The following is a 19,488-nucleotide window of genomic DNA, read 5'->3' on the forward strand; positions in this document are numbered from 1 at the left end:
GATGAGATATAATAAAACGGCCTTATTTACATTCCTGTTGCTGCTCTTTAGCTTTAGTTTGCAGGCACAGGAAAACAATAAAACCAGATTTGTGCACCCTGGTATTTTAAATACCAGGGCCAGTTTGGACCTCATCAGCGCACAACTGAAAGCAGGTGACACCATGCGCACCGCAGCCTATCAAAAAGTGCTGGATTTTATTAAAGATCATGAAAACCCCACTTCGTTCCCGTCAACCATTATAGTTGGTTCAAAAGGGGCTACTTCACCTTCAAAAACCCAGATCAGGAAGGATTGTGAACTGGTTTACGCCTTCGCACTGGCCTGGGCCGCCACTGGTAACTCCGATTATGCAAAAAAGGCAATCGGTTTACTGAACGGTTGGGCTTATGCCTTTAAGGATTATGGCTTGCTGCCGGGAAAAACCAATCCCAACCAGCCCGATCTGGAAGCATCATGGACAACACCAAGCTTTGTTGCTGCTGCCGAGATCATCAGATATTATAAGATAAAGGGTAAATCTGCCGGATGGGCTGCTGCTGATATTCAACAATTCAGTAAATATCTTATCAACGTAAAAGATGATTACATCAACAAGATCCCCGATTATAAAAACAACTGGGATGCCTCTGCAGGATATGCAAAGATGGCTATCGGTGTGTTTTTAGATCAGGATTCGGTTTATCGGGCTGGGTACGATTTGCTGGTAAAAGAATTGCCAAACATCATTCAATCGGATGGAACTTTGCCCGAGCTTTGCGTACGTAAAGACTGCGTGCATTACCAATATTCGTTAACAGCTTACGCATATGCTGCTGCTATTGCCCAAATACAGGGAGATAATAGTTTATGGAAACTCGGCCATAAAAACATCAGCCTTGGCTACGATTTTATGCGGAAAGCTTACGAACAAAAAACGGGCTGCGACTATTGTAACTTAAACAGCAGGATTTTCCCGGGCGTTGAAGTTGCCTATGGTTACTACGATACCGGTAACTTAAAATATCTGAGGAGTTTGCAAGCACCGCTTGGCGTCCCTATAGACAATACCTTTTTAGGTTTTACCACCTATACCCATTGTAAAGTTAAGGGGCTATAAAAACAACCCAACAAAAACGCCGTCCGAAAAAGGCGGCGTTTTTGTTTTATGCTACCGGATGCTTCTCCAACTCCGGCGTATATTTGCCATCCCGGGCAATGGTGTTGATATGCGCGCGTTCATATAATAATCTTTGGGCCTCTTCAATATTTTCGTCCTTACCACCCCATTTTTCAAGGGCCGGTTGTTGTACAGCGCGGGAGTATGAAAATGTTAAAGCCCATGGCATTTTGCCTTTAAAGCGCACATGCATAGCATTTAACCGTTCGGAAGCCAACTCGGGAGATTGCCCGCCAGAAAGAAAAGCGATACCGGGGACAGCCGCAGGCACACAGCGTAAAAAACAATTGATAGTAGCGTCGGCCACCACATCAGCGCTATCCTGCTGCGCAGCCTTAATTCCGGGAACTATCATATTAGGTTTTAATATCATACCTTCAAAATTTACCCTTTGCTGATACAGTTGGTTAAACACAGCGTGTAAAACCTCATTGGTTACATCGGCACAGGTTTGAAGTGAGTGATCGCCGTCCATTAAAACTTCGGGTTCCACAATGGGCACAATGCCTGCCTCCTGGCAAATAATCGCATAGCGGGCCAACAGAAAAGCGTTGGCTTTGATGCTTCCACTTGTTGGAGTATTTTCACCTATGGTTATAACAGCACGCCATTTGGCAAAACGAGCGCCCATTTTATAATATTCGGCCAGGCGCTCCGGTAAACCATCCAACCCCTCGGTTATTTTTTCGCCGGGAAAACCTTCCATGTCCCTTGCGCTTTCATCTACCTTAATACCCGGGATAATTCCTTTCTCCTTCAGGATCTCGACAAACAGTTTACCGTCCGGAGTGCTTTGCCTTATGGTTTCATCAAACAAAATAGCTCCGCTAATGGCTTCTTCCAGCCTCGGCGTGTTCACGATCAGGTCGCGGTACTTACGGCGGTATTCTTCCGTTTGAGGGATATTGAGCGCTTTAAAACGTTTGTTACAGGTTGCGGTACTTTCGTCCATTGCTAAAAGGCCTTTATTACCGGCCATCAGCTGTTTTGCGATATCTTTCAGGCTTTGCAGTTCCATAAGTAATTTGCTTGGTTGTTGGTGGATAACACAAGTTAATTCATACTTGTTTTGAGCGGCGCATGGAATATTGCAGCTTTACTTGTGGATGACTTTAGATGATAAATTGATGTGCGAAAAGCCGCGAATTCAAAGCGCAATGATTTTTTATATCGATCATTAAAAAAATTCATTGCCGTTGACTAAAGTGACTGTTGCACAACATTAAAGTCCACGGCAATGAAACAGAAAATTAACGTTTCAAACGATTTACAACCCAAACCCTTCAGGCACAAAATCAAGCGACACAGAATTCATGCAAAACCGTTTATGCGTTGGCGGCGGACCGTCATCAAATATATGCCCCAAATGCGAATCGCAGCGGGCACAGATCACCTCGGTGCGCTGCATACCATACGAGTTATCTTCCTTATAGATTACACTGTTTTTGCGTACAGGCTCATAAAAACTTGGCCAGCCACAATCGCTGGCAAACTTAGCATCCGAACGGAAAAGCTTGTTCCCACATACCGCGCAATAGTAAGTGCCTTTGGTATCCTTGTTCCAATATTTACCGGTAAATGCACGCTCTGTTTCCTGCTCCCTTGCTGTAGCATACAAAGCCGGTGGCAGGATCTTTTTCCACTCGGCATTTGATACATTTAAATGCTTGGTATCGGTATTGGAATAATAAGGATTGTTTTCGTGCCCCTTTATTGTTTTTGCCTGCTGCGCAAACACGCCTGTTGTTAAAAACAATAGTGCCGCTATCATATATGCCACTTTCATTATTGCTTCAGTTTATCTTTAAACACTTTTTTAAACTTTTCCAGTTCGGGCTGGATCACATATTTACAGTAAGGCTGACTGCCGTTCTGGTTAAAATAGTTTTGATGATAATCTTCGGCCTTGTAAAAAGCTTTGTATGGAACTACCTGCGTTACTATCGGATCTTTATAAGCTTTTTCGGCATTCAGTTTACTGATATAATATTGAGCTTTTTGCTTTTGCTGAGCATTGTGATAAAATATGGCCGAGCGATATTGCGTACCTACATCATTACCCTGCCTGTTTAATTGTGTCGGATCGTGCGCTACAAAAAAAGCGGCCAGCAATTCATCATAAGTGATCTTAGCCGGGTCATAGATAATATTACAGGCTTCGGCATGGCCGGTTGTGCCGGTGCAAACCAGTTCATAAGATGGATTAGTCACATGCCCACCAGAAAAACCTGAGATCACTTTTTCAACACCATTCAGCTGCTGAAACTTAGCCTCGGTACACCAGAAGCAACCGGTAGCGAAGGTGGCTGTATCCAAACGTTTTTTAGGGGTTGATGCAAAAACAGAGAAACAAGCCGTTAACAGCACGGCTATTGAACAAATTATTTTTTTCATGTATATCAAAATAGCTTTAATACGATGCGTATTTATAGCAACTAACGTAAAAAACATAGTTAGCGTTGAACAAAGTTACCACTTTAATGCTTTGTGATAGTTGTTTGACAAAACGGCTTAATTTCGTTTTATAGCTTATACTAACTTTACCCCATGGAAACCCTTAAACTGTTTATGCTTATGCTGGGATGCAAACCACCCGGCAGACACATTGAACAACATGATATATTCTTTGGGATAGCTTCATCTCTCCGTGACCTTGTACCAGAGATCCGCGCGTTTTGGCCCGGGGCTGAAAAGATCCATATTGATGCATGGCGTGAGGTAAATACAGTTGATGGTTATGCTGTCAGGATTGCTCCACGGAGCGATAATAATTCTCAAAGCAGTAAATTATTCTTCATCAATCTTGGAGGCTATCAGCCCGATAAATTTGAAGAGCAGCATTACGTAGTGCTCACAGTTCAAAATGATTTTGCAGCAGCATCAAAAAATGCCAAAGAAACATTTTTCTTTAAGCAGAACCATTTTAAAGGTGCCAACTCACACATTGACGACAAATATGGCGTTGATGTTGATGATATTTATAATGTAGAAGACATCCTTAGTCCTGCTCAAAAAGGGCAATACCAGATCGAACTTATTCCGGGAGCCGATATTCCTGAAGATAAGATCGTGCTTGGTTATTTTAAATTAAGCAATTTGTAAAAGCAGCTACCCATGAAAAAATCAGCAAACGCACTACTGAATATCATTGCCGATAGGGATATCAAAGAATCTTTCTCTGTAGAAAACTGGGACGAACAGCATTTCGATGATCAAAGGGTGCACAGGGCTACTTATAACCGGATATTTTTAATTACTTCAGGTTCGGGCCAGGTTGTTATTGATGATTCCTCCTACCCTGTTACCGGTAATCAATTATTGTTGATAGCAAAAGGCCAGCTGTTTACCTTGTCTGCCGATGCTGTATTAACCGGATATGCCATTTGTTTTGGCGATTGCTTTTGGGAAAAAACACCGGAAAGCGCCAGCAATTGTAAAGCTGTATTATTCAACAATGCATCAGATAACCAGCAAATCCCATTAACAGCCAATGATATACAGGAAATTGATCCACTTTTTAAAACGTTGCATATAGAGTTTCTTAAGCCTGGCTACATCAATAAGCCGGATGCTATGGCGGCATACCTAAAGATCATCATGATCAAAACGGCCAATATAAATGCCTCACTTAGCAAAGGCTTTGATAGTCATGATAACCAGCTTTACCGCCAATTCCTGGAGTTGGTTAGTCGCCAGTATCAAAACACGCATGAGGTTGCTGAATTTGCCAGGCAAATGGGAATTTCAACACGAAAACTTACCGAGCTATGCAACCGTTGTGCCGGCAAGGGCGCAAAAGACATCATTAACGGACAGCTAATTTCAGAAGCGAAGCGCTCCCTGCAGTTTTCGGCAAAGCCCGTAAAGGAGATCGCCTATTACCTTAACTTTTCAACACCCGAGCAATTCAGCCATTTCTTTAAAAAAAATACGCTGGTATCACCCTATCAGTACCGCTCACACTTTGTACATATTGGCATGTGATTAACCGGTTTTAACATTTTTAGCGTGCGGAACCGGCATAATTTTGAGGGGTATTAATTCCATTAAAATCATGTCAATAAACAAAGTAAAAACCATAGCCGGAATCGCCATTCCCGACAGCGCTATCGCTAATCACGCCACCGAACTTTTATTAGAGCACGGCACCGAATTTATTTATAACCATTCACTCAGGGTATTTATCTTTTCGTCTCTCAACGGCGAACGCAAACAATTAAAATATGACCCTGAATTGCTGTTTGTAAGCTCCATTTTTCATGATCTGGGCTTAACACCTCATTACAGCAGCCCCGATAAACGTTTTGAGGTAGATGGAGCCAATGCCGCCCGCGATTTTTTAACAAGCTATGGTTTGCCTAAAGATCAGCTTCAACTGGTGTGGGATACCATTGCCTTACATACCACCATTGGCGTAGCCGAGTATAAAGAGCCTGAAGTTGCCCTGATGTATTCGGGCGTTGGGCTTGACGTTATGGGCGAGGGTTATGAAAATTTAAGCGATGCCAACAGGGAGGAGATCATTACCGCATTTCCGCGCAATGATTTTAAAAAGAAGATCATCCCAACGTTTTTCGGAGGGTTTGAGCATAAAACCGAGACCACTTTTGGCAATATTAAGGCCGATGTTTGTGCTTATATGATCCCTAATTTTCACCGAAAAAACTTTTGCGATTGTATCCTGCATTCGCCCTGGAAAGAATAACGGAATTTTAAAACATTTTGCGTTTTTGGTAATTGTATCATTATCAATTAACCAATTAAAAATTTCCGTTATGAAACATGCATTCATTTTTGGGACTACCATTTTTTTAAGCGAACGAAACACGCTCACTTATAGTGATGGGCTTAGTAATATTGAGTTTTTGAGGATCCTGTCATTTTATGACAACCAAAAAGGCAAGGTACTTACCATTGATGCCAATATTAACGCGCCGAACGGCGAAGTCATCAGGATAAGCGCCAATAACAATGAAAACAATGCTAATGTGCAGCTTGATATAACCGGCGGCCGTATTAAAGTATTTCAACCCGGCCATGCCGAGCCGGTGCTGGATGTTTATGAGCTTGATCCTCATGAATTTCACGGTCTTTCAAGTCACGTACTTAATGAAATTCACGCGCAGCACCCCGATTATGTGGTAACCATTAAAGGAAATTTCTTTGTAGGTGGGGCACACTTCCTGATAGAAAATGAAAAGATGTTCATCGATAATAATGGCTATGCCAACGGTGTAGAGAATGCGCATAATGGCGTGATCCTTTCGGCGGCGGTAGCTTAGTGTAGTTTACTACAAACACGTCATTGCTTCATACCTCGCAATGACGTGTTTTTTTCCTATTCAAACACACTCTTCGCCTTTTTTATCGTTTTCTCAAGATCGATCCCTTTAGTCAGCACTCCTTTAAAAAGATCGCCGGTTTCCTTTAGGCGATCGATAGAATTAAAAATGGTAAAATCTTTCATGGTGAGCCCTGGTTTAACCTCATCCCAATGCAGGGGCATGGAAACCGTAGCACCTGGTTTTGGCCTTAATGAATAAGGGCCGGCAATGGTAGCTCCCGGACGGTTCTGCAAAAAGTCAAGGTACATTTTACCATTTCGTTTGGCAACCATGCGCTCCAGACTTGTATAATCGGGAATTTGCTTGTGAACGATGCCCACCACGAGCCTCGCAAACATCTGCGATTGATCATAATCATACTTAGCACCCAGAGGGATATAAATATGCATGCCTGTTGAGCCCGATGTTTTGCAATATGACGGTACATCCACGGCATCCAGTACCTTTTTCACCTCCAAAGCAGCCTCGATAACCTGATCGAACGTGTTTTTATCGGGATCGAGGTCGATCACGCAATAATCAGGGTTATCCGGCGATTTTACGCGACTAAACCAGGGGTTCATTTCAATGCAGCCCAATGAAGCCATCCACAATAAATAAGATTCATCAGAGCCTACCAGGTACTCTTTGTGTTCGCCCTCGCTTGTAGTGTAAGGAAATGTTTTGGTGATCCAATCGGGAGCTTTCCCTTTTACATCTTTTTGATAAAAGCTTGGCCCATGTATACCATTGGGGAACCTGTTGAGTGACATTGGCCTATCCTTTAAATAAGGCAAAATATAATCGGCAACCTGGTAGTAGTAATTGAACATATCCCGCTTGGTAACACCATCTTCGGGCCAGTAAACTTTGCTCAGATGGGTAAATTTAAGATCGTGCCCGCAAATTTTACGCACCTGCGTTTCGTCTTTAGGGTTAAGCAGGGTTTTACGATCGGTATTTTTCACAGGCTTAATGGCTTTAGCATGTTTATCATTATCAACACTTTCGGCTTCTTCCACCGTTTCGGTGGTGTCTTTTGGGGTTTCAAGCACTACATCCTTTGCTTTTTTATCAGTACGCATCCCTTTAAAAGAGGCTTGTCTGAACACCCCGTCTCCGGTTACTTCGGCAAAGGCGACTTCGCAAACCAATTCGGGCTTAAGCCAGGTAGGTTTTGCACCCAAGCGCTGCGGCCTGAACCGCGATGGCTTATCTACATCCGGCTCTACCTCAAACGGGCTTTTATCAGTAATAAGGGGCTTAAATTGCTGCATCATTTCTTTTTGCAGTTTATCAGAAAAGCCCGTGCCTACTTTGCCGGCATACTGTAGATTACCCTTATTATCATATAAAGCAAGTACCAATGCGCTAAACGACTTGGAAGTCCCGGCGTTTTTGGTAAACCCGGCTATGATCACCTCCTGCCTGCGGTGCACTTTTATTTTGAGCCACTCCTTTGAGCGGAGATCAGAAGTATAAACACTGCTTGCTTTCTTAGCGATAATACCCTCGAGGCCGATCCTTTCAGCGGCATTAAAAAATTCAATGCCACCCGTATCAAAAACTTTGCTTTGACGGATGCGCTCATCATTGGTGGGAAGAACCGCACTTAAAATAGCCTGGCGTTGTTTAAGGGGTAATCCCATCAGGTTTTTGTCCTCGTACCAAAGGATATCGAAAACGTAATAAACCAAATTGCCATCGGCCTCGCTCCGCCAGTTTTGCAGCGCTCCAAAATCGGAGATGCCTTTGTCATTCAATACCAGGATCTCGCCGTCAATTACAGCGTTGATCTGCCACTCCTTTAGTAATTTATTGATGGGATAGTATTTATCGAAAGGTAGATTATTACGTGAGATGAGCTCAGCTCCTTTTTTGTCTATTATTGCGATAGCCCTGTACCCGTCCCACTTAACCTCATATAGCCAATCGGAATCATCAAAAGGCTCATCAACAAGGGTAGCCTTCATGGGTTTGATGTTAGCGGGAGCTTTTGATTTTGGTGCTTTTTTCAGCAGGGTTTCAACATCAAAATCCTCAGTAGCCTTGGTATCAACTTTATCTTCCAGTTGCTCAACCGGTTCGTTCAGGACTTTTTTTTTACCTGCTTTTTCAGGCTTTTCTACATTCTCTTCATGGCCGTGCTGCCAAACCTTTTCGCTGGTTTTTTCCATACTTTCAATGGTTTTGCCAGAAAGAATAGATTTATCTTTTTTGGTAATATCTTTAACCGAGGCAAATTGATCATTGTGCTTAATGAGCAGCCAGCCGTTTTCGCCCATACCATGGGTTTTAACAAGGGCGTATTCACCCTCCAGCTTTTCGCCATGGAGCTTGATCTTTACCGAGCCCGCTTCGAGTTGTTTAAGCAGGTGTTTTTCCTGCGCTTTTTTGCCTTTGATCTCTTCAATGGGTTCATAAGTACCCTCGTCCCAAACTATAACGGTACCACCGCCATATTCACCTTTGGGGATGAGGCCTTCAAAATTCCGGTAGTCAAATGGATGATCCTCAACCATCATAGCAAGGCGCTTGACTTTAGGATCGGTTGAGGGGCCTTTGGGTATAGCCCAGCTTTTAAGCACGCCATCCATTTCAAGCCTGAAATCATAGTGTAAACGCGAAGCATCATGCTTTTGGATCACAAACATCAGGTGGTCTTTGTCTTTGCTCCTCCCCGCTTTGGGTTCACGGGTTTTGCTAAAATCGCGTTTTTCTGCATACTTTTCCAGGCTCATAATGGTGCTATTTGTTGTTCAAAAACTTGGCTACTGCAGCGGCTGAATTTCCAACGGCACGTACCGCTGTTTTTAATCTTTCCGGGCGAACACCAAATTTGTTTGCCCAGTACTCAACCTCATAACTTTCGCTAGTATTGATTAGGCTATTGTCATGCAATGCGGCTTTGTTCCTGTTGTTCATGATTAGTTTTATGATTGATATGTTAACAGATCGGCCAATTAAAGGTTTGATTATTAATTAATAAATTATTGTAATAAAATTTATTAATCAGCAGATGTTTACTCCCACCCATCACTTTGGTCGGCGTAGCTTGGCATTATCATGTAAACCAGTACAGCAAGGCAGGCAAGCAATACCAGACGGGTTACCCAGAATATAAACGTTTCCATAGTTATTTTTTTAGATGTTTTTAATTCGGTTTTCGGTAAAACTTACGCATACTGCGTGCCATTTACTAACTATTTAAATACCAGTAAATTATATCTATACCACTACATTAAAACTAACTATATTTCGAGCATTGACGATTATATAGTGATTATTAGTGGTAAACAACCAATCGTTTACCGGTGCTACAAACAATTTCTAAATCGCATTCAAGGCAGTTTCAAACAACAAAGCCTGAGAAGGTTCACTTCTCAGGCTTTTAGATAAAACGCTTAAAGGAATGTTACGATCAGGCTTTTATGTTTTGCCTGCCTACCTTATGCCCTATTGTGGAATAATAAAGGATAAACAGATAAATAGGAATGAGTAAAATATAGGCAGACTGCGCCGAAAATTTTTCAGAAAAATAACCGTAGAGCGGGGGTAAAACAGCGCCGCCTGCAATACCCATAACCAATAATGAAGATGCTATTTTAGTAAAGCGGCCTAAACCGGCCAGTGCCAGCGGCCATATAGCCGGCCACATTAACGAATTGGCCAAACCAAGCAATGCAATACAAAATACCGATGCATAGCCGTGGGTTAACAATGTTGCAATAGTTAAAATGATACCCAAAATTGCCGAAGCTACCAACGCTTTTTGTTGTGTGATCAGTTTCGGGATACAGAAAACGCCAACCAGGTAACCAACGATCATGGAGATCAAAGTACAGGATGTAAAAAATTTAGCTGTTGATAACGGGATATGTTGAGAAGTGCCGTATAGTGAAATTGAATCGCCGGCAATAACTTCGGCACCTACATAAACAAACAAGGTTGCTACGCCAAGCATTAAATGCGGAAACTGTACAATACTTGTTTTATTGGTATTTGCGGCAGCTACGGTTTCGTCTTCATGCTCGGTGTTGATCTCGGGTAATGATGAAAAATAAATAAGGATGGCCAGCAAAATCAAAACTACCACCATGATGCTATAAGGCATAATCACTCTTGATGCCAGCTCATTTAACTCCAGTGCTTTTTCTGTTGCACTTAAAGTTTTAAGCTTTTCTGTTATCGAATCAATATTGGCGAGTACTACCGTACCCAAAATAACGGGTGCTAAGGCGCCGGCAATTTTATTGCAGATCCCCATGATACTAATTCGCCTCGCAGCTGTTTCGGCGGGGCCTAAAATAGTAATGTATGGGTTTGACGCCGTTTGCAATACAGTTAAACCTGTACCCTGAACAAATAAACCTATTAAAAATATACCGTAAGTGCGGGTCATTGCCGCGGGTATAAATATCAATGCCCCAATTGCCATTACAAACAAGCCAATAGCCATGCCGTTTTTAAAGCCAAATTTTTTGATGGTTTTACCCGCAGGAATCCCCATAACAACGTAGGCAATGTAAAAAGCGGTAGTTACAAAATATGCTTCTTTAGTAGTTAGCTCACATGCTATTTTTAAATAAGGAATAAGCGTACCGTTCATCCAGGTTACAAAACCAAAAATGAAAAACAAAGCACCGATAATTACAATGGGGTTTATCGCGGATTTTTTTACCGGCGATTCGATTACTGAACTTGTTGCCTGGGCCATAGTATGTTATTTTATTTAGAGGTATTTTATTTTAAATGAACTTTACCGTACCAAAAAACTGCGACAAATGAAAATCAGGCACGGGGCTATCTATGTTATTCCAGCTTATAAAATGCGGTTCGGGCAGATCATCGCCGCATTTAAAAAAGTTTGCCTTGCCGGTAATCCCGTTCAATGTTTTAATGTCGTGATAAATGAAAATGGAGAAAGGGACTAACAATGTTAACTCCCAAGTGTTAAAACCGGTTGGGTCTTTTGCCCAATTGATATTACTTAATGTTTTTATACCACTCACCGTATCATCAGGTACCGCTTCTCTACTGTTACGGTCTTTACCAAAGCTAACCAACGCGGTTCCGAGAGCATTAAATTCCAGGTTGTAGTAATTGTCATCCCTGCCAAAACCTATAAAAAACTCTACGCAGCTATCTTTATAAACCGGATCATTTACTGTTTTATAAGTTGCCTGTGTATACTGCTCCTCTACAAAATATTTTAAGGCGATACCATTTTCGGTATGACCTATTGAAAAATTAACTGATGGAAAATATCCGGTATCGCTCCATAAAAGATTATCGATAGCGTACTTTTCTCCTTTTTCGAGCAAAACCGATAGCTCATCAAGGTTATTTTCATTGTAAGTACCCGGAATAAAGGGGGCGTAAACTTCCTTCACTGTTATTTTATAAAATGTTTAGTTTCAATTTACTAAAAGCGCATCCCAAATCAATGATTCATGCAGAATTAATACGCTAATGTTAATTTTTCTACCAAAATAAACAAAAAGTTTATAAATTATTTAATAATCTCTATTTACTTATTAAAAAAATATAAAAACTTTTCAATCCTTGTACTTACCGGAGAACCACCTGCAATTTCTCTTTCAGTTCTGCTTAATAATTAGCTACCTTGTACTAACCAATTTGTTATGAAAAGAAAAACTTTCATTCAATTAAGTACTACCTTAATGGCATCTCCCCTATTATCATCCTTCGAATCATTCGCGCAACAACCTCGCCTGCAAAACTGGTCGGGCAATTTAACTTATAGCACGGGTAATGTATTTTATCCAAAATTGGTTGAAGAGGTACAGCAACTCATTAAAAAACATGATAAAATAAAAGCATTGGGTACCAGGCATTGCTTTAATAACATCGCAGACAGTAAAGATAACCTGCTATCAACCCGCGACCTAAACAAAGTGGTATCTATCGACAAGCAAAACCATACCGTTACTGTTGAAGGCGGCATAAAATATGGCGAGCTTGCTCCATATTTACATAAAGAGGGGTTTGCGCTGCACAATCTTGCGTCGTTACCGCATATATCAGTAGCAGGCTCAATTACAACTGCAACACATGGTTCGGGCGTAAAAAACGGTAACCTATCAAGCGCGGTGGTGGGCCTGGAAATTGTTAAGGCTGATGGCAATATTGTTCATCTTTCGAAAACCAAAGATGCAGCTAAGCTAAACGCTGCTGTGGTGGGGCTTGGAGCATTAGGTGTAATCACCAAAGTTACGCTGCAAATACAACCAACTTACATGATGAAACAACATGTATTTACCGGCTTGCCTGTGAGCGAGCTAAAGCAACATTTTGAAAAAATTGTATCGGCCGGCTATAGTGTAAGCCTATTTACCGACTGGCAAAGCGACCATATTAACGAAGTTTGGATAAAGAGCCGGATAGGTACAGATAAAGACGAAAACCTGAAAGAGTTTTACGGAGCAAAGGCAGCCACAAAAAACCTGCACCCAATTATAGGACTTTCTGCCGAAAACTGTACTGAGCAGATGGGCGTTCCGGGACCATGGTATGAGCGGCTGCCGCATTTTAAAATGGGCTTTACCCCAAGCAGCGGAAAAGAGCTCCAATCGGAGTTTTTTGTTCCGTTTAACCACGCTGTTGAAGCAATTGAGGCAGTGGCAAAATTGGGCAAACAAATTGGCCCTCATCTCTTCATCACCGAGATCCGCACCATTGCTGCTGATGATCTGTGGATGAGCCCCGCTCATAATCAAAAATCGGTAGCTATCCATTTTACCTGGAAACAGGAAACGGAGGCAGTAATGAAACTACTCCCACAAATTGAACGGGAACTTTCGCCATTTAAAGCAAGGCCACATTGGGGTAAAATTTTCACTATGCCGGCCAAAACATTAGCGACCCGGTATGAAAAGATGGATGCTTTTAGAGCAATGGTAGCCGAATATGATCCGCATGAGAAATTCAGGAACCATTTTTTAGCAAACGAACTTTATACCTCCTGAAATGAGTGGGCTAAGGCTGCTGTGAATTGAAAAATCAATTTATTAGCTTTTAGCCTTATGCATTTTGCTTTAAGCTTTCAAAAAAAGCTTATGGTTGCTGCCTGCGGGGGCGTTTTGCCCGTGCCGGGACTGCAGCTTCCTGCTGCTCAAACCTGTTGTTATTTTCGCGCGGAAAACGGGGTTTGTTGTATCCCTGTGGCTTTACTTTATTAAAGCCAGGCTTAGTTTTTGCAAATTGTTGCTGCTTTTGCTGGGGCTGATGTTTTTGCTCTGCTATTCTTACGCTTATTTCACGCTCATCAATAGTAGCGCCATTCATAGCGTCAATTGCCCGCTGGGCTCCTGCCTCGTCGGTCATTTCTAAAAAACCATAACCTTTACTAATGCCACTGTCTTTATCGGTGATTATCCGCACGGTGCTTACCGTGCCATAAGCACTAAACAGTTCAACAAGTTCAATTTCTTCCATGTCTCGCGGAAAACCCACGATAAAAAGTTTAACCATACTATACTTTGTAATTGCAACAGGTAACCAGTGAGCAAATATAGTGCACAAAAATGGTTTGGCCTATTGTTCAACGGTCAGTTGGGTGCTTATTTGAAAAAAAGCGTTCCGTTTTTTGTAACGGAACGCCAGGTTTACACAAATTTGTATAAATAAACTGTGTTGAGTTAAGTCCTATTCTGACCTAATTTCTTCAATTTATTATTTCACCTCATATTCAGGTACTTACTTTTAAGTGATCGGGCTACAATTTAAATATAAACAGGTATCAATACCTTTCGGCATTATATGCAACAGATGGATATGATCAGCCTGCCGGTCATAGTATTGTATGCCGAATGTCATTTACAAACTTGATCGTTCTATTTTATTTGAATGTACTCTTAAAACTTTGAATGATCAGGTATCTACCCAAATTCGCCGACAAAATTCCCCACAGGTTCCCCAAATCCTTCTTTTATCATTTTTCCTTTCAGGGCCTTGTATTTAAATCATTTACAACACCGTCCCATTATTTTGCCTTGCGGATATAGATACTGCCGAAAGTAGTTTTCATCAACAATTCGGGACCGCCGCCGGCTATTTTTCCATAAACCCAATCTTCCATCTTCAAACTATACATTCCTTTTTCACCGGTATTTTTGGTAACAACCGGTTTACGTTGCTCGGTAACCACATCAAAGTCAGTAAATATTTCGCCCTGGTCTGATTTTAACTTTACGTTAGCTTTAAGACTTGCCGGGAACGTAACATCAACCTTACCGTTAAGCGTTGAAAATGCCATGGCCGCTTTTGCATCAATACTTTTAAAGCTAACCTCAACATTGCCGTTAACCGTATTGGCTACAACAGATCCTGATATATTATTTAGTTTGATATAGCCGTTAACATTCCTTATTTCGAGGTCGCCGCCAATGTTGCTTGCATTGATATTCCCATTATTTACGGTCGACAGCTTAACGCTGCTGCTATTCATGGGTACTTTAATAGTTAGATTGGTGGTTTTATTAGGACTGCCATGAACGTTTACCTGATTGTTATTTTCCTGGGCTTGCACATCAAGGTTGCCCCCGGTTGGTAAACGCCTCATCCCGCCCGGCGCCGCTTCCTTTTCACGGTGCTTTCTTTCTTCACCCTGGGCATCAATAATGATATCTTTTCCCTCGTAACCTGTAATTGTTATTGAACCATTGATCAGTCCCACTTCCAGTTTATACGGTTTCCCGGGATCACTTAATGGTACAACTAACTGTCCCTTTTCTCCGTCCTGCGCCCAAAGCCTCGCGCTTAGGAGCATAGTTAATATTAATGTTCCTGTAAATTTTATCGTTTTCATGTTGTTATCTTTTATTGTTGTTTTTTGATATAAATATTGCCGTTAAGGGTTTCAAACTTAAATAGCTTTCCTCCCGCCCCTATCCGTACACTGTTATTTTTGCTCAGCTTGTAGGTGGTACCGCTGCCGCTTTTAGATTCAGTTTTACTAACCTTTGTCGGTAGTACTTCTGCATCCGGAAAATCGGTATAAAATTGACCATTCATGCTTTTAAATTCCAGATCCGCGGCCAGATTACCGGGGTAAGTTACTTCGAGTTTACCATTAAGTGTATAGTAACTTGAGGCGTCCGGTGGTACCGAGAGGTAAGTTACATTAAGCGGCCCGTTAATAGTGTGCGCGCTGGTTGTGCCTTTAGCATTGGCAATAGTAATACCGCCGTTTACGTTATTAACTTTTAACGTACCGTAAACATCTTTAACTTCAACATTGCCGTCATTTACAGTTGATACGCACAGGTTCATACCATAAGGTACTTTTACCGTATATTCCAGCTTCACACTGTAATGAATATGTCTGTGATCTTCATCCCTGTTCCAATTGCGGCGCGGGCGGGTATCGTAGGGTTCAGCTGTGTAAGCGATTATGCTATCAGCTTTTTGATCAAATCCCAGTTTAACTTCTTTTTTCCCCTGTTCTACATCGGATGACTCTTTACCCCTGATGGTTTCATCTACCTCAATAGATACCTGGTTGCCCGAATATCCCTGCACAGTTATAGAGCCCCAGATATTGTAAATGGCCAGTGTAGTGCCCGAAGCCGCTCCCTGCAGGGTAAATTGCTTGCTAACATGTTCCTTAAAATCCTGAGCATGGGCCGAAATTTGAGCAAGGCAAAGCCCCAGACCTGTTAAAACAGGTAATAGTGATCTTTTCATGATTTGGTTTATTTTAAATAAGTTGGGTTATAGTTTGTTTGATTTTATCGCGAACGCCATGATCAAGGTCTTTTTGTTTCAGCAATTCTTTAAATGATTTTACTGATCGTTTTTCCTGCAGTTTCAGCATCACATCGGCAATGGCCAGTTGCATCAGCGGCGAATCCTGCTCAACTATTGATTTGATGAGGCCTTCCCGTACTTCCGGATGACCGGCAAGCTGAGTAAGCGCGTCAAGCGTGCTGAGGCGCACATTTACATTTGGATCGTTGTTCAGCGTAGCCAGTAGGGCGTCTATTACCTGCTTATCTGCATGTTTAATCTCGCTGGTATAGCTTACCCCCCTTATGCGCTCAGATGCTGAAGGATTTTCAAGCAGGGCCAGCATCATGGTTTGTTTAAGCTCATGCACCTGTGAACTTAGGGCTTTCAGTTGCTTATCCTGATCATCGCTTTTATATTTTCCAAAAAACAGGTAACCAGCTCCTACTAAAAGCACCACCATGGCCAGGTTATAAGCCATTGGCCAGCGGGGCTGCCACTCCCAGATCCGGCTTACCTGGTATTTAATATCAGCCCATAAACTCCTTTGCTCTTTCACCGATTCCTTGTAAGTATCCAGCATGGCATAAAACTTCACGCCCATATTGGCCGATGGTTCGGGCGTTTCGATTTGACCCATTGTATCCCACATTTGCTGAAGTCCCTGCAGCTCTTCGCGACAATTGGCGCAGCCTGCAATATGGCGCTCTAAAGCCCCACTTTCTTCAGGACTTAATTCTTTGTTTATCCAACCGGTAAACAGCTCCTCATATAACTCACATTTCATCTTATTACTGTTTTATCGTTCCATTTTTACATAAATACTTTTAAGCTCCTGCATAGCGCGATGGATGCGCACTTTTACCGTACCTTCGGTCATGCCCAGTATTTCGGCTATCTCCTGGCATTTCAGTTCCTGGAAACGGCTCAGGGCCAAAATTTCCCGCTGGCTTTCACTTAGTTTTTCCATGGCCCGGTGCAGTTCGGCTTTGGCTTGCTTTTTTTCAAATTGCTCATCGGGCACAAGGCCTCCGGCTATGGTTTCGGCTGCTTCCACGCCCTCATGCTGTACCTGCTGTTTGTTTTTTCGCCAGTGATCTTTTAACACATTGCGGGCGATAGAGTACATCCAGTGGATATATTCGCCGGTGCCGGTAAACGTGTGCCGGTATTTGAGCATTTTGTAAAAAACCTGCTGTACCATGTCTTCGCTCAGCTCGCGCTGATAGGTCATGTGGAACAGAAAACCGTACAACTGCCGATTGTAGCGTTCAAAGAGCATACCCATCCTGTCAAGGTCGCCGGCTTTCACCTTTAGCATAATGGCATTGTCTGTAAGCGTGTTCAATCAGTTTGTAATTATGTAATATACCTTAAGTACTTCGGCGGCGTAAAATGGTTACAGAAAATTTTATTTTTTTTCGGAAGATGCAATTGCAGATCAAACTTAACAGAAATTTAAACCAAACAGGCAATTGGTTTGAAGTGTTATTAACTAACTTTATATAAACAATTAAAACCATAAGATCATGACCACCACCGAAGTAGCAGAAAAATTAGTGCAGTATTGCCGCGAAGGCAAACATACCCAGGCTATTGATGAGCTTTATGCAGATAATATTGTGAGCCGCGAGCCAAAAGGTTCGCCGATGGAGCTTACCGAAGGTAAAGAAGCAGTTAAAGGCAAAACAGAATATTGGTACGCTTCGGTACAGGAGATTCACAGCAGTGAGGTATCTGACCCAATTGTTACCGGTAACTTTTTCGCGGTAACCATGGACATGGATGTTACCTATAAAGAAGGCGGCCGTATGCCAATGAATGAAATTGCGGTTTATGAAGTAAAAGACGGAAAAATTATAGCCGAGCAGTTTTTTTATAACATGGGCTAAGCGCACCTAACCAATAATAAATGACAAAGGCCTTCGCTCTCCGCAAAGGCCTTTTGTTTTTATCTTCGGAGCAATAAAGATCACTATTCCATTGAGCGTATAATTCCCAGCTCAAGGCCTCTTAGTTCGGCAAGACCGCGAAGCCTGCCAATAGCCGAATAGCCGGGGTTAGTTTTCTTTTTAAGGTCGTCAAGCATCTGGTGACCATGATCGGGGCGCATAGGGATACTTAATTTACGTTGCTTCATTACCTGTACAAGCTCTTTTACCACGGCGTACATATCCACATCGCCTTCAAGGTGGTTATCCTCATAAAAATCGCCAAACTCATTGCGGCGGGTGCTGCGCAGGTGGATAAAATTGATCCTGTCGCCAAATTGTTTTACCATGGCAGGCAGGTCATTATCCGGTCTTACGCCGTAAGAGCCTGTGCAGAAGCATAAACCATTGTTTAATGATGGTACAGCCTCAATAAGCGCATGGATATGTTCGGCGGTGCTCACTACCCTTGGCAGGCCCAAAATAGCATACGGCGGATCGTCCGGGTGGATGACCATTTTTATATTATTGGCATCGGCAACCGGGATAACCTGCTGCAGGAAAAAGATCAGGTTTTGCCTCAGCCTTTTCGCATCAATGCCGTCATAGGCAGCAAGGGCATCCCTGAATTTATCCAGCGTAAAGCTTTCTTCGCTACCGGGCAGGCCGGCTATAATATTACGCTGCAGCAGTTGCTTGTCGTCATCGCTCATGCCATCAAAACGGGCTTTGGCACGGGTAAGTTCATCGGCGGTATATTCCTTTTCGGCACCTTCCCTTTTCAGCATAAATACATCGAAAGCTATAAACGCTGCTTTTTCAAAGCGGAGGGCTTTTGAGCCGTCTTCAACTGTAAAAGCGAGGTCGGTACGCGTCCAATCAAGCACGGGCATAAAGTTATAGGTAACGATATGGATCCCGCAGGCGGCCAGGTTTTTTAGGCTTTGTTTATAGTTTTCGATGTATTGCAGGTAGTCGCCGGTTTGGGTTTTGATGGCTTCGTGCACGGGTACGCTTTCAACTACATCCCAGGTAAGCCCGGCAGCTTCGATGATGGTTTTACGCTCGTTAATGGCCTCAATTGTCCATACCTGGCCGTTGGGTACCTGGTGCAGTGCGCTTACTACGCCTGTACACCCCGCCTGCCTGATATCGGCCAAACTTACAGGATCATTAGGGCCATACCAGCGCATGGTATTGATCATGCTGAAGGTATTGCTTGTATTGGTATCACTCATTTTATATAGTAGTAGATTTAATATTCAAAAACAGGGTGTTCAATTTTAAAAAGGTTGAACACTTCAAAAAAAACCAATATTGATAA

General features: G+C 42.4%; 20 protein-coding genes. 7 read left to right on the forward strand and 13 right to left on the reverse strand.

What is annotated here, in order from left to right; genetic code table 11:
* The first annotated feature begins 1 nt into the window (after position 1).
* The gene (locus tag ACP26M_RS11975) at positions 2-1,099 is read left to right on the forward strand and encodes an alginate lyase family protein (RefSeq protein ID WP_426589122.1); all 1,098 of its coding nucleotides are present in this window, start codon (positions 2-4) and stop codon (positions 1,097-1,099) included.
* A 46-nt stretch (positions 1,100-1,145) separates the two neighbouring features.
* On the opposite strand, the gene ACP26M_RS11980 is transcribed toward ACP26M_RS11975, so the two are convergent.
* The 3 genes from ACP26M_RS11980 to msrA all read right to left on the reverse strand — a co-directional run bounded on the left by ACP26M_RS11980 (position 1,146) and on the right by msrA (position 3,553).
* Positions 1,146-2,177: a class I fructose-bisphosphate aldolase gene (locus ACP26M_RS11980; RefSeq protein ID WP_426589124.1), complete on the reverse strand. Its 1,032-nt coding sequence runs from the start codon at positions 2,175-2,177 to the stop codon at positions 1,146-1,148.
* Positions 2,178-2,426: 249 nt separating this feature from the next.
* Complete coding sequence (msrB, locus tag ACP26M_RS11985; RefSeq protein WP_426589126.1) at positions 2,427-2,945, reverse strand: peptide-methionine (R)-S-oxide reductase MsrB; 519 nt, start codon at positions 2,943-2,945, stop codon at positions 2,427-2,429.
* Positions 2,945-3,553: a peptide-methionine (S)-S-oxide reductase MsrA gene (gene msrA / locus ACP26M_RS11990; protein ID WP_426589128.1), complete on the reverse strand. Its 609-nt coding sequence runs from the start codon at positions 3,551-3,553 to the stop codon at positions 2,945-2,947. The genes msrB and msrA overlap by 1 nt, the downstream gene beginning before the upstream one ends.
* Before the next feature lie 153 nt (positions 3,554-3,706).
* Between msrA and ACP26M_RS11995 the strand changes: the two genes are divergently transcribed.
* The 4 genes from ACP26M_RS11995 (at position 3,707) to ACP26M_RS12010 (ending at position 6,441) form a co-directional block, all read left to right on the forward strand.
* Positions 3,707-4,261, forward strand: coding sequence for a DUF1543 domain-containing protein (locus ACP26M_RS11995; protein ID WP_426589130.1), 555 nt, complete (start codon positions 3,707-3,709; stop codon positions 4,259-4,261).
* Positions 4,262-4,273: 12 nt separating this feature from the next.
* Positions 4,274-5,143: an AraC family transcriptional regulator gene (locus ACP26M_RS12000; RefSeq protein WP_426589132.1), complete on the forward strand. Its 870-nt coding sequence runs from the start codon at positions 4,274-4,276 to the stop codon at positions 5,141-5,143.
* Between the two features lie 70 nt (positions 5,144-5,213).
* On the forward strand, positions 5,214-5,864 hold the full coding sequence (locus ACP26M_RS12005; RefSeq protein WP_426589135.1) for an HD domain-containing protein: 651 nt from the start codon (positions 5,214-5,216) through the stop codon (positions 5,862-5,864).
* Positions 5,865-5,934: 70 nt separating this feature from the next.
* Complete coding sequence (locus ACP26M_RS12010) at positions 5,935-6,441, forward strand: hypothetical protein (RefSeq protein ID WP_426589137.1); 507 nt, start codon at positions 5,935-5,937, stop codon at positions 6,439-6,441.
* A gap of 56 nt (positions 6,442-6,497) precedes the next feature.
* Here the strand turns inward: ACP26M_RS12010 and ligD are convergent, their stop codons facing one another.
* The 4 genes from ligD to ACP26M_RS12030 all read right to left on the reverse strand — a co-directional run bounded on the left by ligD (position 6,498) and on the right by ACP26M_RS12030 (position 11,876).
* Positions 6,498-9,224: a DNA ligase D gene (ligD, locus tag ACP26M_RS12015; RefSeq protein ID WP_426589139.1), complete on the reverse strand. Its 2,727-nt coding sequence runs from the start codon at positions 9,222-9,224 to the stop codon at positions 6,498-6,500.
* A gap of 7 nt (positions 9,225-9,231) precedes the next feature.
* Positions 9,232-9,408 carry a DUF3606 domain-containing protein gene (locus tag ACP26M_RS12020; protein WP_426589141.1) on the reverse strand — a complete coding sequence of 59 codons (177 nt, stop codon included), beginning with the start codon at positions 9,406-9,408 and terminating at the stop codon, positions 9,232-9,234.
* A gap of 496 nt (positions 9,409-9,904) precedes the next feature.
* Positions 9,905-11,200: a sugar MFS transporter gene (locus ACP26M_RS12025; RefSeq protein ID WP_426589143.1), complete on the reverse strand. Its 1,296-nt coding sequence runs from the start codon at positions 11,198-11,200 to the stop codon at positions 9,905-9,907.
* 31 nt (positions 11,201-11,231) lie between these two features.
* Positions 11,232-11,876, reverse strand: a complete 645-nt coding sequence (locus tag ACP26M_RS12030; RefSeq protein ID WP_426589145.1) for a carbohydrate-binding family 9-like protein — start codon at positions 11,874-11,876, stop codon at positions 11,232-11,234.
* A 252-nt stretch (positions 11,877-12,128) separates the two neighbouring features.
* Here ACP26M_RS12030 and ACP26M_RS12035 point away from each other — a divergent pair, with 252 nt between their 5' ends.
* Positions 12,129-13,472, forward strand: coding sequence for an FAD-binding protein (locus ACP26M_RS12035; protein WP_426589147.1), 1,344 nt, complete (start codon positions 12,129-12,131; stop codon positions 13,470-13,472).
* A gap of 88 nt (positions 13,473-13,560) precedes the next feature.
* Here the strand turns inward: ACP26M_RS12035 and ACP26M_RS12040 are convergent, their stop codons facing one another.
* The 5 genes from ACP26M_RS12040 to ACP26M_RS12060 form a co-directional block, all read right to left on the reverse strand.
* On the reverse strand, positions 13,561-13,977 hold the full coding sequence (locus ACP26M_RS12040; protein WP_426589149.1) for an RNA recognition motif domain-containing protein: 417 nt from the start codon (positions 13,975-13,977) through the stop codon (positions 13,561-13,563).
* A 511-nt stretch (positions 13,978-14,488) separates the two neighbouring features.
* Complete coding sequence (locus ACP26M_RS12045; protein WP_426589151.1) at positions 14,489-15,313, reverse strand: DUF4097 family beta strand repeat-containing protein; 825 nt, start codon at positions 15,311-15,313, stop codon at positions 14,489-14,491.
* An 11-nt stretch (positions 15,314-15,324) separates the two neighbouring features.
* On the reverse strand, positions 15,325-16,191 hold the full coding sequence (locus tag ACP26M_RS12050) for a hypothetical protein (RefSeq protein WP_426589153.1): 867 nt from the start codon (positions 16,189-16,191) through the stop codon (positions 15,325-15,327).
* A 13-nt stretch (positions 16,192-16,204) separates the two neighbouring features.
* Positions 16,205-17,020 carry a HEAT repeat domain-containing protein gene (locus tag ACP26M_RS12055; RefSeq protein ID WP_426589155.1) on the reverse strand — a complete coding sequence of 272 codons (816 nt, stop codon included), beginning with the start codon at positions 17,018-17,020 and terminating at the stop codon, positions 16,205-16,207.
* Positions 17,021-17,032: 12 nt separating this feature from the next.
* Positions 17,033-17,581, reverse strand: coding sequence for a sigma-70 family RNA polymerase sigma factor (locus ACP26M_RS12060; RefSeq protein ID WP_199719685.1), 549 nt, complete (start codon positions 17,579-17,581; stop codon positions 17,033-17,035).
* Positions 17,582-17,762: 181 nt separating this feature from the next.
* Here ACP26M_RS12060 and ACP26M_RS12065 point away from each other — a divergent pair, with 181 nt between their 5' ends.
* Positions 17,763-18,125 carry a SnoaL-like domain-containing protein gene (locus ACP26M_RS12065; protein WP_426589157.1) on the forward strand — a complete coding sequence of 121 codons (363 nt, stop codon included), beginning with the start codon at positions 17,763-17,765 and terminating at the stop codon, positions 18,123-18,125.
* Positions 18,126-18,208: 83 nt separating this feature from the next.
* On the opposite strand, the gene uxuA is transcribed toward ACP26M_RS12065, so the two are convergent.
* On the reverse strand, positions 18,209-19,402 hold the full coding sequence (gene uxuA, locus ACP26M_RS12070) for a mannonate dehydratase (protein ID WP_426589159.1): 1,194 nt from the start codon (positions 19,400-19,402) through the stop codon (positions 18,209-18,211).
* Between the last annotated feature and the right edge of the window lie 86 nt (positions 19,403-19,488).

It is taken from the genome of Mucilaginibacter sp. R-33, assembly GCF_049949235.1.
Lineage (GTDB): Bacteria > Bacteroidota > Bacteroidia > Sphingobacteriales > Sphingobacteriaceae > Mucilaginibacter.